Below are 14312 nucleotides of genomic sequence, written 5' to 3'. Positions count from 1 at the left end.
AAGTCGTAGGTACTGCTACGCCGGGAGCCCGTTTCGCTCTGCAGAAGCCGGACAGCCAAGGAAGCGCCACTCAAAAAAGGTGGCGCCTCGACAACCGAGGGGACATACATACAGATGCGAGCGCAGCCTGCTACGTCTGAGGTGCGCAGGCCCGCAGCGCAACTTGTAGCATACGGGGGCAGCCGGGCAGGGTCAATGCGCGAAGCCGCCCACGCGGGGCGGATCGCCGCATACCCGGCACAAGTCCTGTCGTCCGAGGCCACGCAGGCCGTACGACGCCCCCTTTGTGCCACCGCCGGGACCGGCTGGACGGAAGAGTACGACGAGGGAGCCGATCATCCAAGAGTCCGAAGCGTCCGAACCCGAGGCCACCCGGCGCGATGCCGATGTCACGGAAAGCTCCCGGGCCAATCGCGGCTGGTGGGACCGCAACGCGGACGAGTACCAGATCGAGCACGGCACGTTCCTCGGCGACGACCGCTTCGTGTGGGGCCCCGAGGGTCTGGACGAGGTGGAGGCCGAACTGCTCGGCCCCCCGGAAGGGCTGAAGGGCCGGGACGTCCTGGAGATCGGCGCCGGCGCCGCCCAGTGCTCGCGGTGGCTGACCGCCCAGGGTGCGCGCCCGGTCGCCCTCGACATCTCGCACCGGCAGCTCCAGCACGCCCTGCGCATCGGTACTTCCTTCCCCCTGGTGTGCGCCGACGCCGGTGCGCTTCCCTTCGCGGACGGCGCGTTCGACCTGGCCTGCTCGGCTTACGGGGCGCTGCCCTTCGTCGCCGACCCGCGCCAGGTCCTGCGGGAGGTGCGCCGGGTGCTGCGGCCCGGCGGCCGGCTCGTCTTCTCGGTGACGCATCCGATCCGCTGGGCCTTCCCGGACGAGCCCGGGCCGGAGGGGCTGTCGGTGTCGGGGTCGTACTTCGACCGCACGCCCTATGTCGAGCAGGACGACGAGGGCCGCGCGGTGTACGTCGAGCACCACCGCACCCTCGGCGACCGGGTCCGGGACGTCGTGGCGTCCGGCTTCCGGCTGGTCGACCTGGTGGAGCCGGAGTGGCCGGCCTGGAACACCTCCGAGTGGGGCGGCTGGTCGCCCCTGCGCGGGAACCTCATCCCCGGCACGGCGATCTTCGTGTGCGACCGGGAATGAGGCACGCGCGCGTGGGAGAGTCCCGCGTGTGCGTACGACACTGAGGGCGTGATCCGTTACGACGCCCTGGACTCCCTGCCCGTACGCGGCGCCCTGACCGCCCTGGACGATGCCCTTCAGGGGCACGGCACCGCCGTCCTCGTGGCGCCGCCGGGAACCGGCAAGACGACCCTGGTGCCGTTGGCGCTGGCGGGGCTGCTGGGGAAGGGGCCCGAGCGGCGGGTGATCGTGGCCGAGCCGCGGCGGATCGCGGCCCGGGCCGCGGCGCGCCGGATGGCCTGGCTGCTGGGCGAGGAGCCCGGGGAGAGCGTCGGCCACACCGTGCGCGGCGAGCGGGTCGTCGGGCGGCACACCCGCGTGGAGGTCGTCACGACCGGGGTGCTGGTGCAGCGGCTCCAGCGGGACCAGGAGCTGGCCGGCGTGGACGTGGTGGTGCTCGACGAGTGTCATGAGCGGCACCTGGACGCGGACACGGCGGCGGCGTTCCTGTGGGACGTACGGCAGACGCTCAGGCCCGAGCTGCGGCTGGTGGCCGCCTCGGCGACGACCGACGCCCAGGGGTGGGCGCGGCTGCTGGGCGGGGCACCGGTGGTCGAGGCGCACGGGGCGGCGTATCCGGTCGAGACCGTGTGGGCGCCACCGGTGCGTCCCGTACGGCCGCCGCACGGGATGCGGGTCGATCCGGCGCTGCTGACGCATGTGGCGTCCGTGGTCCGTCGGGCGCTGGCCGAACGGGACGGGGACGTGCTGTGTTTCCTGCCGGGCGTGGGCGAGATCGCCCGGGTCGCCGGGCAGCTCGGAGGGCTCGGCGACGTCGAGGTGCTCCAGGTGCACGGGCGGGCGCCGGCGGCCGTGCAGGACGCGGTGCTGCGGCCCGGGGAGCGGCGGCGGATCGTGCTGGCCACGTCCGTCGCGGAGTCCTCGCTGACGGTGCCGGGGGTGCGGGTCGTCGTGGACTCGGGGCTGGCGCGTGAGCCGCGGGTGGACCACGCGCGCGGGCTGAGCGCGCTGACGACCGTACGGGCGTCGCAGGCGGCCGGCCGGCAGCGGGCGGGACGGGCCGGGCGTGAGGCACCGGGGGCGGTGTACCGCTGCTGGGCGGAGGCCGAGGACGCGCGTCTGCCGCGGTATCCGTCGCCGGAGATCAAGGTGGCCGACCTGACGGCGTTCGCGTTGCAGGTGGCGTGCTGGGGCGATCCGGACGCGTCCGGGCTGGCGCTGCTGGACGGCCCGCCGAGCGGGGCCATGGCGGCGGCGCGGGACGTCCTGACGGCGGTGGGAGCGGTGGACTCCGCCGGACGGGCCACCGAACGGGGAGTCCGGCTGAGCCGGGTGAGGGTGCATCCCCGGCTGGGGCGGGCGCTGCTCGACTCCGTCCCGTTCCTGGGGGCCGGGAGGGCCGCGGAGGTCGTGGCGCTGTTGAGCGAGGAGGCCCCGCGGGAGTACGGCGACGATCTGGCCGGTGCGTTGCGTCGTGCCCGGCGTGGGGGTGACGCCTATGCCGCGCGGTGGCGCGGTGAGGTGCGGCGGCTGCGGGCCGTCGTTTCCGGTGCTGCCCACTCGGCCGGGGCACAGGACGCGGGGCCGGGGATCCTCTCCGAAGAACAGCAGGTCGGGCTTGTCGCCGCTCTCGCCTTTCCCGAGCGGGTCGCCAAGGCCGACGGCGGGTCGTATCTCATGGCGTCCGGGACTCGCGCCGAGGCCGGTGACGGGAGCGCGCTGCGCGGTTCCCCGTGGATCGCCGTCGCCATGGCCGACCGGCCCGTGGGCCAGGGGCACGCGCGCGTGCAGCTCGGGGCCGCCGTCGACGAGGACACGGCCCGGCTCGCGGCCGGCGCCTTGCTGGAGGAACGCGAGGAGGTCGGGTGGGGCGACGGGGACGTCGTGGCGCGGAGGGTGGAGCGGCTCGGGGCCGTGGAGCTGGCGGTGCGGGTGCTGAGGGACGCCGACGCCGGGCTCGTGCGCGACGCGCTGCTCGACGGGCTGCGGCGGGAGGGGTTCGGGCTGCTGCGGTGGTCGGCGGAGGCGGGCGTCCTGCGGCAGCGGCTGGCGTTCCTGCGCCTGCATCTCGGGGCCCCTTGGCCGGACGTCTCCGACGAGGCGCTCCACGCGCGCGTGGAGGAGTGGCTGGAGCCGGAGCTCGGCCGGGCGCGGCGGCGGGCCGATCTGGCGCGGATCGATGCCGGGCAGGCGCTCGCGCGGCTGCTGCCCTGGGCCTGCGGGGAGGCCGGGCGGCTCGACGAGCTGGCTCCGGAGCGGATGACCGTGCCGAGCGGGTCGAAGGTCCGGATCGACTACTCCCGGCCCGAGCAGCCCGTGCTGGCGGTGAAGTTGCAGGAGATGTTCGGGCTCCAGGAGTCGCCCCGGGTCGCCGGGGTGCCCCTGCTGGTGCACCTGCTGTCCCCGGCCGGGCGGCCGGCCGCCGTCACCGCCGATCTCGCCTCGTTCTGGCGGGACGGCTACAAGGGCGTGCGGGCGGAGCTGCGGGGCCGGTATCCGAAGCATCCGTGGCCCGAGGACCCGGCGGGCGCCGAACCGACCCGGCACACCAACGCGCGGCTCAGGCGCTGACCGACGACGGTTCCTCGGTCGCCGTGGGGGCCGGGCCCGAGGAGCGGCGTCCGCGGGCCTCCAGGTACAGAGCGAGCGCGAGCAGGAGGACGCCCAGGGTCAGGAAACCCCACGGCAGGTAGGACGTCATCAGCAGGATGAGCAGACGCTGGGCTTTCACCAGGTCGACCGTGTGGGCGATGTAGTCCTCGCGCATCTTCACGTGGCCGGCGAAGGCGGTCACCTTGTCGCGGTCGCCGAGGAGGGCACCGCCGCGCAGTTCCTCCTCGTGGATCTCCTCTCCGTAGACGGGGGCGCCGGTGAGGGGTTCGACCCAGAACCTGCGGACGGTGGTGTACCAGCGGGTGGTGCCGGTCCGGGCGACCGCCTCGGGGGTGAGGCCCTTCACGGGCAGGGTCCTGGGGATCTTCACCTTGGTCCAGGGGATGGTCTGCTCGAAGTAGTAGACCTCCACACCTCGGAAGTCCTCGGTGCCCCTGTACTCGATGGGCGCGGTGACGCGGGCCTGGGCGTCGAAGTACGCGTAGTCCCGCTTCTCCGTGAGGAACGGCCACTTGAACTCGATGCCCCGGCGGCGTACCGGGTCCCCGTCGACCATCTCGCCGGTGGCGTGCACGGGATCCTGGGTGTGGGCGTCGAAGATGTAGCGCTCGGGGATCTTCGACACCATCTTGCCGTCCGGGCCGACGACGTAGGACAGGCCGTCCCAGACGACGACGTCCCGGCCGGCCGACTCCTCGATCCGTTCGGAGGCCTCCACGTTGCCCTTGAGGGTCTGCACGATGGTCACCTTGGGGACCTTCTTCGCCCGCATCGTGGCGTAGTCGAGCAGGGTGGCGTCCTTCGCCTCCAGGACCATGTCCTGGTACTGGTGCGCCGGGACCTTGGCGAGGCGAGGGAAGGCGTACCAGCGCAGCAGCGGGGACAGGGCCGCGAAGAACACGGCGAGGGCGAGCAGGACCAGGCCGGCCTTGCGGCGCATCTCGGCCTCCCTCCCGGGCGGGCGGTCAGGGGTGTGCGGGCACCGTCGTCAGCAGCGGCTTCGGGGACGTCCCGCCCGAGGGGGAGCCGAGGGCGGTCAGCGTCAGGACCACGGCGAACGCGAGGGCGAGACCGGTGGCGGCGGCGATGAGGGCGCGCATACGGAGCCTCCCCACGGATCGTGACGGCAGAACTGATACACCGTCAGGTTTCTTGGCACCGTAGCAACGCGCGGCGGAGATGAGAACACGTTGCACACACAACGACGCCCCTCTCGCAAGAGGGGCGTCGTCCGTCGTGCCGGAGAGCTACGCGCTCGGACTGGCCGAGGGGCTCGGCGAGGACGTCTCGGCCACGGCAGCCACCGTGAGTTCGACCGTGAGCGTCGCGCCGCCCGCCGTGGTGATGCGCAGCAGGAACGTGCCGGCCGTGTCGTCCGCGTACAGCTCGGGCAGCTTCAGCAAGCCCTTCGCGTCCGTCTTCAGACCCGTCAGGGTGCGGACGGGCTTGCCGTCGGCGTCCTTGAAGTAGGGGCCCTTGTCGTTGGCGGCCGGGTCGTCCGGAGACTTGACCAGCGTGGCGGTGGCCGCGACACCGTCGGCGACGGCGCCCTTGTACGTGGCCTTCACCTCGATGGGGTCGGCGAACTTGCCGCCGGGGGCGCAGGCCAGCGCGGCCTCACCGGTGCGGGCGAGGGCGTCGGCGGCTCGCTCGGTGACGGTGGCCTTGTAGTCGAGGCCCGGGACGGCACGGCCCACCACGGTGGCGCGGATCGTGACGGACCCGGTCTTCTCCCCCGCCCGCAGGGCGGGCGCCACGGCGACGCCGGAGCTGTTGGTGGCGACCGTGGCCACGCTCTCGCCGCCGGTGAAGGTGGTGTCCGTGTCGCCGACGATCGTGAAGCGGACCCTGACCTTGGCGACGGCCTTGCCGGCCACCGTCTCGGCGCGGGTGCTGATCCGCCGGTCGAACGCGTGGCCGGCCATGGCGGTCAGCTTCGCGGTTCCGGCGTCCTCCAGGTGGTGCACCGTGTCGGTGGGAGTGGGAGGCGTCGTGGGCGGCGTGGACGGCGTACCGGGCGGGGTGGCGGGCGGACTGGTGGGCGGCTTCGGAGCGGTCGCACCACCACCGGGCTTCGTGGGCTTTTCGGGTTTCTCCGGCTTGGGGCCGGGCTTCGGCGTCGAGTGGCCCGGAATGGTGGTGCCGGGTGTGGTGGGTGCCGGGCCCGCGCCCGCGCCGTCGTCGCTGCGGTTGCCGGGCAGCGTGCCGGTGCCGTCCGGAACCTCGTGCGCGCCCTTGCGGTAGTACTCCAGCCACCTCATGACGAGGTTCAGGTACTCCCGTGAGTTGTTGTAGCTGAGGATCGCCCGGTCGAGGTCGCCCTGCTGGGACAGGTCCCAGTTGTTGCGGCACAGGTAGTGGCCGGCGGCGAGGGCGGCGTCGTAGATGTTGTTGGGGTCCTGCTTGCCGTCGCCGTTGCCGTCGCGGCTCGCCCAGGCCCACGTGGAGGGGATGAACTGCATGGGGCCGACGGCCTGGTCGTACGAGCTGTTGCCGTCGTAGGCGCCGTCGTCGGTGTCCTTGATGAGGGCGAAGCCGTTGCCGTCGAGCTGCGGGCCCAGGATCGGCTTGATGGTCGTGCCGTCGGCTCTGACCTGGCCGCCACGGGCCTGCCCGGACTCCACCCGGCCGATGGCCGCGAGGAGTTGCCAGGGCAGGTTGCAGCCGGGTTTGGCGTCGCGCAGCGCGCTCTCGGCCTTCTTGTAGGCATCGAGGACGGTCGCGGGAATGCCTGACTCCGTGGGACTCGTGCCGCCCGGGCCGGGGCCCGTGGAGGGTGACGGATTCGGGCTCTTGAGCGGGGGCAGGTCCGTGTAGTACGGCGAATTGCCGGTGGCGCTGCGGTCGGAGGCACTGGCTTCGGGTGAGGGCGTGGCGTCGGCGGCGGCCTGTCTGCCGTGGTCGTTCACGCCCGGAGCCTGGGAGGCGGACAGTGCCGCGACCGCGACCGCGGCCACGGCGGTGGTCGCCGCCCCCTTGCACAGCCTCCTGCCGAATTGCGCCGCCATAGAGTGAACCCCTCCCGTGGACGCCGAGCGTCCGGTCTACGTCTGCAGTGTTCGCCCGTTGTGACGATCCAACCGCCCGAGGGGTTGCCCTCCGACGGTCACCACTCTGTTTTCTCGCCTGCTCTGCTCTTTACCGCGTTCCCGAGTTCGACGCGCTCCCCGCGCGACGACTCTGGCGACCCTACGACAACTTCCTTTGCTCGGGCACCCGTTCGTGACCGCTTTTCACCAGTTGGTCATGGGCGATCGTGACGCCGTCTGCGAGGCGGCATCCCGCATACTGATCCACTGGCCGCCGGGTACGCCCGACCTGGCGCAACGACCCCCGCGAGGAGCCGAGTTGCCGTTCACGCTGAGCCATGCGGCAGCCGTACTGCCCGCCGTCCGCACGGACGGCACCGGCAGGGGTCCGCTGGTGCCCGCCGTGCTCGTGGCGGGCTCCTTCGCGCCCGACATGACCTATTACGCGGCGAGTGTGCTGCCCGGGGCGATGGAGTTCGGTGACGTCACGCATGCGTGTGCGGGCGTCCTCACCGTCGATGTGCTCATCGCCTGGGCGCTGGTCGGGTTCTGGCTGCTGGTGCGTGAACCGCTCGTGGCGTTGCTGCCGCGGGCCCGGCAGGGGCGCGTGGCGGCCCTGCTGCGCTGCGGTGTGCCCCGTGCGCGGGTGCGGCCGTCACTGGTGGCGCGGTGGTACGTGTCCGCGGTGCTCGGTGCGGCGACCCACGTGGTGTGGGACGCGTTCACGCACCTCGACCGGTGGGGGATGCGGCTGTTTCCGGTGCTGGGCCGGGAGGTCGCGGGCTCACCGCTGTACTGGTATCTGCAGTACGGCGGTTCGGCGGTGGCCGCGGTCGTGATCGCCGTGTTCCTGGCGCACGCGCTGCGCGGGGCGCCCCTGCGGGAGCCGGTGGCAATCCCCGTGCTCGCGGTACGGGACCGGTGGGCTGCCGCCGCCGTGATCTGCGGCTTCGCGCTGGTCGGGGCGGTGCAGCGGGCGTTGCGGTGGTGGACGTACTGGGGCTCGGAGGCGAAGCCGTGGGAGATCATTCCGACGGTGTGCTTCGGCGCGGGCGCGGGGCTCGTCCCGGCGCTGCTGCTCTACGCCGTGGGAGTCAGGGTGCGGCGTCCGGTTCCGGTCCCCGCCGGTCCGGCCCCGGCCGCCGAGACGGAGCCGAGCCGCCCGGCCGCTCGCTGAGCACCCTGTCGGTGGTCGTGATGTACACCGTGATCGTGGTGTGCCCGGGGCGGGGGCGCGGCAGCAGGGTGAGGACGAGCGTCAGGCAGTCCCAGGCCAGCCGGGCCCAGGGGCGCGAGGGTTGGCCAGGGGTTTCGGCAGTGCCGGGGGCACCACGGGTGCCGTGGGTGGGGGACGCCTCATGCGTGCCGGCCGGCATGGTGTCGGCGCCGGGGAGGCTGGGCGGACCGTCGGTGCCGGTGAGGGCGGACCAGACCTCGGGGCCGCCGAGGGCAAGGACGGTGGCCGGGTCGACGGCGCCGGGGAGGACCGTGACGGCGGGTGAGAGGCCGCTGGTGCCCGGGGAACCGGTGGGCCACCGACCGCAAGCGGTCAGACGCTGCCGGAGGTGCGCCGTCGCGTGGCGCAGGGCCGCGGTGAGGGGGACGGGGACGCGAACCGTGCTCGCGGCGGCCTCGAACGCCGGGACCGGCGGGAGCGCCACGCCGGGTGCCGTGCGGCTGAGGAACGTGCGTATACCCATGCCCCGCATCTTTACCACCGCCGGGGGCGGGGGCGTCTTCTCGGGGGCCACGCGAGTGACGGTTCCGCGGGTGCCGGACAGGCCGGGAGCGGGACGCCCGAGTGCGCCGGCTTCGCAGATTCCGGCCCATCGGTTCAAGCGGAACGTCGGTGCCCGGCTGAAGCAGGACCCCGGCGTGCCGGCCGGGGCGGGCCCCGGCATCCCGGCCGAGACCGGACCGCGACGCCCCGGCCGAGACCGGACCGCAGCGCCCCGGCCGAGGCCTGGTCCGACGTGCCGGGCGAGGCAGGACCTCGGCGTCTGAGCACTCCCACGCGTCGGTCCCACCGCAGCCGTCCGCATTCGCCCCGCCGGGTCCCCGATGCGCCGGCCGAGCCGGAACCCGATGTCGCGGCCCGGGCCGGGACAACTTCGCGGGTGCTCCCCACCCGACCCGGCACGCCCGTCGGACCCCGATCAGGTCACGCCCCGGACACTCGCCGAGACGGAACATCCCCGGCTGCCCGAGACCGCCTCCATGCGCAACAGCGTGGGCACTCCTCGGCCGCCCGTTGCGACCACGCCCTCGGAGGCATCCCCGGCCCAGCCGTGGAGCGTCTAGTGCGCCGCCGACTCCCAGTCCGGTCCCGCGCCGACCGAGACGCCCAGCGGGACACGCAGCTGGACGGCGTTCGCCATCTCGCGGCGGACCAGTTCCTCGGCGGCGGCCCGCTCCCCGGGGGCGATCTCCAGCACGATTTCGTCGTGGACCTGGAGGAGCATGCGGGAAGCGAGGCCGGCCTCCTTCAGGGCGTCGTCCACCTTGAGCATGGCGATCTTGACGATGTCGGCCGCCGTGCCCTGGATCGGCGCGTTGAGGGCCATCCGCTCGGCGGCCTCGCGGCGCTGGCGGTTGTCGCTGTTGAGGTCGGGGAGGTAGCGGCGGCGTCCGAAGAGCGTCGCCGTGTATCCCGTGGCACGGGCCTCGTCGACCGCCCGGCGCAGGTAGTCCCGCACGCCGCCGAACCGCTCGAAGTACGCGTCCATCAGGGCGCGGGCCTCGGCCGCCTCGATGTTCAGCTGCTGGGAGAGGCCGAAGGCGGACAGTCCGTAGGCCAGGCCGTACGACATGGCCTTGATCTTCCGGCGCATCTCGGCGTCGACCGCGGTCGCCTCGACCGCGAAGACCTGGGAGGCGGCCGTGGTGTGCAGGTCTTCGCCCGAGGTGAACGCCTCGATCAGGCCCGCGTCCTCGGAGAGGTGCGCCATCACACGCAGCTCGATCTGGCTGTAGTCGGCCGTCATCAGCGACTCGAAGCCCTCGCCGACGACGAAGCCGCGGCGGATCGCGCGTCCCTCGTCGGTGCGGACCGGGATGTTCTGCAGGTTCGGGTCGGTCGAGGACAGCCGGCCGGTGGCGGCGACGGTCTGGTTGAACGTGGTGTGAATCCGGCCGTCCGCGGCGATGGTCTTGATCAGGCCCTCGACGGTCACGCGGAGCTTGGCCTGCTCGCGGTGGCGGAGCATGATCACCGGAAGCTCGTTGTCCGTCTGGCCGGCGAGCCAGGCGAGGGCGTCGGCGTCCGTGGTGTAGCCGGTCTTGGTCCGCTTGGTCTTGGGCAGGGCCAGCTCACCGAAGAGGACCTCCTGGAGCTGCTTGGGCGAGCCCAGGTTGAATTCGTGCCCGGCCGCCGCGTGGGCCTCCTTGACCGCCTGCTGGACGGCGCCGGCGAACATCTGCTCCATGGCCTCCAGGTGGGGCCGGTCGGCCGCGATGCCGTGCCGCTCCATGCGGGCGAGCAGCGCGGAGGTGGGCAGCTCCATGTCGCGCAGCAGGTCGGAGGCGCCGACGTCCTCCAGGCGGCTCTCGAAGGCCTGACCCAGGTCGAGGACGGTCCGGGCCTGGATCATCAGGGCCTCGGCCTCGGCGGCCTCGTCCGCGCCGAAGGCGAGCTGGCCGTCGGCGGCGGCGGGGGTCAGCTCGCGGTGCAGGTACTCCAGGGACAGCGCGTCCAGGTCGAAGGAGCGGCGGCCCGGCTTGACCAGGTAGGCGGCGAGCGCGGTATCCATGGTGACGCCCTCGACGCTCCAGCCGTGCTCGGCGAAGACGCGCATGGCGCTCTTGGCGTTGTGGAAGACCTTGGGCCGGCCGGCGTCGGCGAGCCAGGCCGCGAAGGCCCTCTCGTCGGCCTCGTCCAGCTGGGAGGGGTCGAACCAGGCGGCGGGGCCGCCGGGCGCGGCGAGGGCGACCTCGGCGACCGAGCCGGTGCCGAGCGCCCAGGTGTCGACCGTGGCGACGGCGAGGGGCCGCGTGCCGTGCTCGGTGAGCCAGGCGGGCAGCTCGCCGGTGCCGAGCACCGTGCCGTCCAGTTGCACGCCCTCGGTGCTGATCGGGGTGGTCTCGGCCTCCTCGGCGCCGGGGTCGACGGCGAAGAGCCGCTCGCGCAGTGACGGATTGCGGATCTCCAGGGTGTCCAGGATCATCGCGACGGCCTTGCGGTCGTAGGCCGCGCGCTCCAGGTCGGTGACGCCCTTGGGGAGTTCCACCCGACGCTCCAGCTCGGTGAGCCGGCGGTTGAGCTTGACGGATTCCAGGTGGTCGCGGAGGTTCTGGCCGGCCTTGCCCTTGACCTCCTCGACGCGCTCGACGAGCTCGGCGAAGGAGCCGAACTGGTTGATCCACTTCGCGGCGGTCTTCTCGCCGACGCCGGGAATCCCGGGGAGGTTGTCGGAGGGGTCGCCGCGCAGGGCCGCGAAGTCGGGGTACTGCGCGGGCGTCAATCCGTACTTCTCGAAAACCTTCTCCGGGGTGAAGCGGGTCAGCTCGGAGACGCCCTTGGTCGGGTACAGCACGGTGGTGTGCTCGCTGACCAGCTGGAACGAATCCCGGTCGCCGGTGACGATCAGCACCTCGAAGCCCTCGGCCTCGGCCTGGGTGGCGAGCGTGGCGATGACGTCGTCCGCCTCGAACCCGTCGACCGCGAAGCGGACGGCGCCCATCGCGTCCAGGAGCTCGCCGATCAGCTCGACCTGGCCCTTGAACTCGTCCGGTGTCTTGGAGCGGTTCGCCTTGTACTCCGTGAACTCCTGGGAGCGCCAGGTCTTGCGGGAGACGTCGAAGGCGACCGCGAAGTGCGTGGGCGCCTCGTCGCGCAGCGTGTTGGCCAGCATCGAGGCGAAGCCGTAGATCGCGTTGGTCGGCTGGCCCGTCGCGGTGATGAAGTTCTCCGCGGGCAGCGCGAAGAACGCACGGTAGGCCAGCGAGTGCCCGTCCATGAGCATCAGTCGCGGCCGGCTGCCGCCGGAGGTCTGGTCGGTCGTCTTCGATGCTGTCTCTGCCACGCCCCCGATCCTGCCACGCCCCACTGACACTCGGTCCCGGCCCCGCGTGTGCCGGGCTCGGCGCACCCCGCCGGGGACACCGCGGACCGCCTTTCCGCCCGGGCCTCCCCCCGTCCGCCGTCACCACCCCGTGCGAGGATCGGAGACGTACCTCACAGCGCAGTCGAAGAGGAGCGTGTGATGGCGTCGAAGCCGCCGAAGAGTGATCCGGTTCAGGACGCGCCGCAGGTCACCGGGCCGAAGCACGCGGCCGCGGGGCTCCCGGCGATCGGGCACACGCTGCGGATCGCCCAGCGGCAGATGGGCGTGAAGCGCACCGCGCTGACGCTGCTGAGCGTGAACCAGAAGGACGGCTTCGACTGCCCGGGCTGCGCCTGGCCGGAGCCCGAGCACCGGCACAAGGCGGAGTTCTGCGAGAACGGCGCGAAGGCGGTGGCCGAGGAGGCCACCTTGCGCCGGGTCACGCCCGAGTTCTTCGCCGCGCACCCGGTCGCCGACCTGGCCGGCCGCAGCGGCTACTGGCTGGGCCAGCAGGGGCGGCTCACCCACCCCGTGTACCTGCCGGAGGGGGGCACGCACTACGAGCCGGTCACCTGGGAGCGCGCCTTCGACATCATCGGCGAGGAGATCGCCGCGCTCGGCTCCCCGGACGAGGCGGTCTTCTACACCTCCGGCCGCACCAGCAACGAGGCCGCGTTCCTCTTCCAGCTGTTCGCCCGCGAGTTCGGCACGAACAACCTGCCCGACTGCTCGAACATGTGCCACGAGTCGTCCGGCTCGGCCCTGTCGGAGACGATCGGCATCGGCAAGGGCAGCGTCCTGCTGGAGGACCTCCACAAGGCCGACCTGATCATCGTCGCCGGGCAGAACCCGGGGACGAACCACCCGCGCATGCTGTCGGCGCTGGAGAACGCCAAGGACAACGGCGCGAAGATCATCAGCGTCAACCCGCTGCCCGAGGCGGGCCTGGAGCGCTTCAAGAATCCGCAGACCGCGCAGGGCATGGTCAGGGGCGCCGCGCTCACGGACCTGTTCCTGCAGATCCGTCTCGGCGGCGACCAGGCCCTGTTCCGCCTCCTGAACAAGATGATCCTTCAGACGGACGGCGCGGTCGACGAGGCGTTCGTGCGGGAGCACACGCACGGCTTCGAGGAGTTCGCCGAGGCCGCCCGCGCCGCCGACTGGGACGAGACGCTCACGGCGACCGGTCTGGCCCGCGAGGACATCGAGAAGGCCCTCCGCATGGTCCTCGACTCCCGGCGCACCATCGTGTGCTGGGCGATGGGCCTCACGCAGCACAAGCACTCCGTCCCCACGATCAGGGAAGTCGTCAACTTCCTTCTGCTGCGCGGCAACATCGGCCGCCCTGGCGCGGGCGTGTGCCCGGTGCGCGGGCATTCGAACGTGCAGGGCGACCGCACGATGGGCATCTTCGAGCGCCCCGCCCCGGCGTTCCTGGACGCCTTGGAGCGGGAGTTCGGCTTCGCGCCGCCCCGCGAGCACGGCTACGACGTCGTACGGGCCATCCGCGCGCTGCGCGACGGCGAGGCGAAGGTCTTCTTCGCCATGGGCGGCAACTTCGTCTCGGCGTCGCCCGACACGGAGGTCACCGAGGCGGCCATGCGGCGGGCGAGGCTGACCGTGCACGTGTCGACGAAGCTGAACCGATCGCACGCGGTCACGGGCGCGCGGGCCCTGATCCTGCCGACGCTGGGCCGCACCGAGCGGGATCTGCAGGCAAGCGGCGAGCAGTTCGTGACGGTCGAGGACTCGATGGGCATGGTGCACGCCTCCCGGGGGCGGCTGGAGCCGGCGAGCCCGCACCTGCTGTCGGAGCCGGCCATCGTCAGCCGTCTGGCCCGCCGCGTGCTGGGGGAGAACAGCCGCACGCCGTGGGAGGAGTTCGAGAAGGACTACGCGACGATCCGGGACCGTATCGCGCGTGTCGTCCCGGGCTTCGAGGACTTCAACGCGCGAGTGGCGCGCCCCGGCGGCTTCGCGCTCCCCCACGCCCCGCGCGACGAGCGCCGCTTCCCCACGGCCACCGGCAAGGCCAACTTCACCGCCGCGCCCGTGGAGTACCCACGGCTGCCCGAGGGCCGCCTGCTGCTGCAGACACTGCGCTCGCACGACCAGTACAACACCACGATCTACGGCCTCGACGACCGTTACCGGGGCATCCGCAACGGCCGCCGGGTGGTGCTGGTCAACCCCGAGGACGCGCGGACCCTGAAGCTGGCCGACGGCGTCTACGTCGACCTGGTCGGCGAGTGGCGGGACGGGGTGGAGCGCCGGGCGCCCGGTTTCCGCGTCGTGCACTACCCGACGGCCCGGGGCTGCGCCGCCGCCTACTACCCGGAGACCAACGTGCTGGTGCCGCTGGATGCCACGGCGGACACCAGTAACACCCCGGCCAGCAAGTCCGTCGTGGTGCGTCTGGAACAATCGGCGGCCGACTGAGCGTTCGCTCAGTGACGCAGGCAACCGAGTGACGAGGACGAA

General features: G+C 72.6%; 9 protein-coding genes. 4 read left to right on the top strand and 5 right to left on the bottom strand.

What is annotated here, in order from left to right:
* Positions 1-286: 286 nt before the first annotated feature.
* Both ACIQHQ_RS05365 and hrpB read left to right on the top strand, forming a co-directional pair.
* Positions 287-1147, top strand: a complete 861-nt coding sequence (locus tag ACIQHQ_RS05365) for a class I SAM-dependent methyltransferase (RefSeq protein WP_402610272.1) — start codon at positions 287-289, stop codon at positions 1145-1147.
* Between the two features lie 48 nt (positions 1148-1195).
* Positions 1196-3718, top strand: coding sequence for an ATP-dependent helicase HrpB (gene hrpB / locus ACIQHQ_RS05360; protein WP_402610270.1), 2523 nt, complete (start codon positions 1196-1198; stop codon positions 3716-3718).
* On the opposite strand, the gene ACIQHQ_RS05355 is transcribed toward hrpB, so the two are convergent.
* The 3 genes from ACIQHQ_RS05355 to ACIQHQ_RS05345 form a co-directional block, all read right to left on the bottom strand.
* Complete coding sequence (locus ACIQHQ_RS05355; protein WP_402610268.1) at positions 3708-4700, bottom strand: DUF3068 domain-containing protein; 993 nt, start codon at positions 4698-4700, stop codon at positions 3708-3710. The two genes, hrpB and ACIQHQ_RS05355, sit on opposite strands and share 11 nt — an antisense overlap.
* A 25-nt stretch (positions 4701-4725) precedes the next feature.
* Complete coding sequence (locus ACIQHQ_RS05350; RefSeq protein ID WP_107426737.1) at positions 4726-4860, bottom strand: SPW_0924 family protein; 135 nt, start codon at positions 4858-4860, stop codon at positions 4726-4728.
* 147 nt (positions 4861-5007) lie between these two features.
* Entirely contained in the window at positions 5008-6768 is a 1761-nt protein-coding gene (locus ACIQHQ_RS05345; RefSeq protein WP_402610266.1) for a lytic transglycosylase domain-containing protein, read from the bottom strand.
* Positions 6769-7108: 340 nt separating this feature from the next.
* On the opposite strand from ACIQHQ_RS05345, the gene ACIQHQ_RS05340 reads away from it, so the two are divergent.
* Positions 7109-7966 carry a DUF4184 family protein gene (locus ACIQHQ_RS05340; protein WP_402610627.1) on the top strand — a complete coding sequence of 286 codons (858 nt, stop codon included), beginning with the start codon at positions 7109-7111 and terminating at the stop codon, positions 7964-7966.
* Here the strand turns inward: ACIQHQ_RS05340 and ACIQHQ_RS05335 are convergent.
* Together ACIQHQ_RS05335 and polA are read right to left on the bottom strand one after the other, a co-directional pair.
* A complete protein-coding gene (locus ACIQHQ_RS05335) occupies positions 7884-8489 on the bottom strand; it encodes a hypothetical protein (protein WP_402610264.1) in 606 nt (201 codons plus the stop codon). The genes ACIQHQ_RS05340 and ACIQHQ_RS05335 overlap by 83 nt on opposite strands.
* A gap of 597 nt (positions 8490-9086) precedes the next feature.
* Positions 9087-11810 carry a DNA polymerase I gene (gene polA / locus ACIQHQ_RS05330; protein ID WP_402610262.1) on the bottom strand — a complete coding sequence of 908 codons (2724 nt, stop codon included), beginning with the start codon at positions 11808-11810 and terminating at the stop codon, positions 9087-9089.
* Between the two features lie 180 nt (positions 11811-11990).
* Here polA and ACIQHQ_RS05325 point away from each other — a divergent pair, with 180 nt between their 5' ends.
* Entirely contained in the window at positions 11991-14270 is a 2280-nt protein-coding gene (locus ACIQHQ_RS05325; protein ID WP_402610260.1) for an FdhF/YdeP family oxidoreductase, read from the top strand.
* Positions 14271-14312 lie beyond the last annotated feature (42 nt).

Origin of the sequence: Streptomyces sp. NPDC092370, from assembly GCF_044755265.1 — a bacterium.
Taxonomy (GTDB): domain Bacteria; phylum Actinomycetota; class Actinomycetes; order Streptomycetales; family Streptomycetaceae; genus Streptomyces.
Note: the sequence above shows the minus strand (reverse complement) of the source record. Positions and strands in the feature narration are given on the sequence as shown.

Coding starts and splice junctions, on each gene's coding strand:
- ACIQHQ_RS05355 (WP_402610268.1), bottom strand. CDS start 4,700: ATGCGCCGCAAGGCCGGCCTGGTCCTGCTCGCCCTCGCCGTGTTCTTC.
- ACIQHQ_RS05350 (WP_107426737.1), bottom strand. CDS start 4,860: ATGCGCGCCCTCATCGCCGCCGCCACCGGTCTCGCCCTCGCGTTCGCC.
- ACIQHQ_RS05345 (WP_402610266.1), bottom strand. CDS start 6,768: ATGGCGGCGCAATTCGGCAGGAGGCTGTGCAAGGGGGCGGCGACCACC.
- ACIQHQ_RS05335 (WP_402610264.1), bottom strand. CDS start 8,489: ATGGGTATACGCACGTTCCTCAGCCGCACGGCACCCGGCGTGGCGCTC.
- ACIQHQ_RS05325 (WP_402610260.1), top strand. CDS start 11,991: ATGGCGTCGAAGCCGCCGAAGAGTGATCCGGTTCAGGACGCGCCGCAG.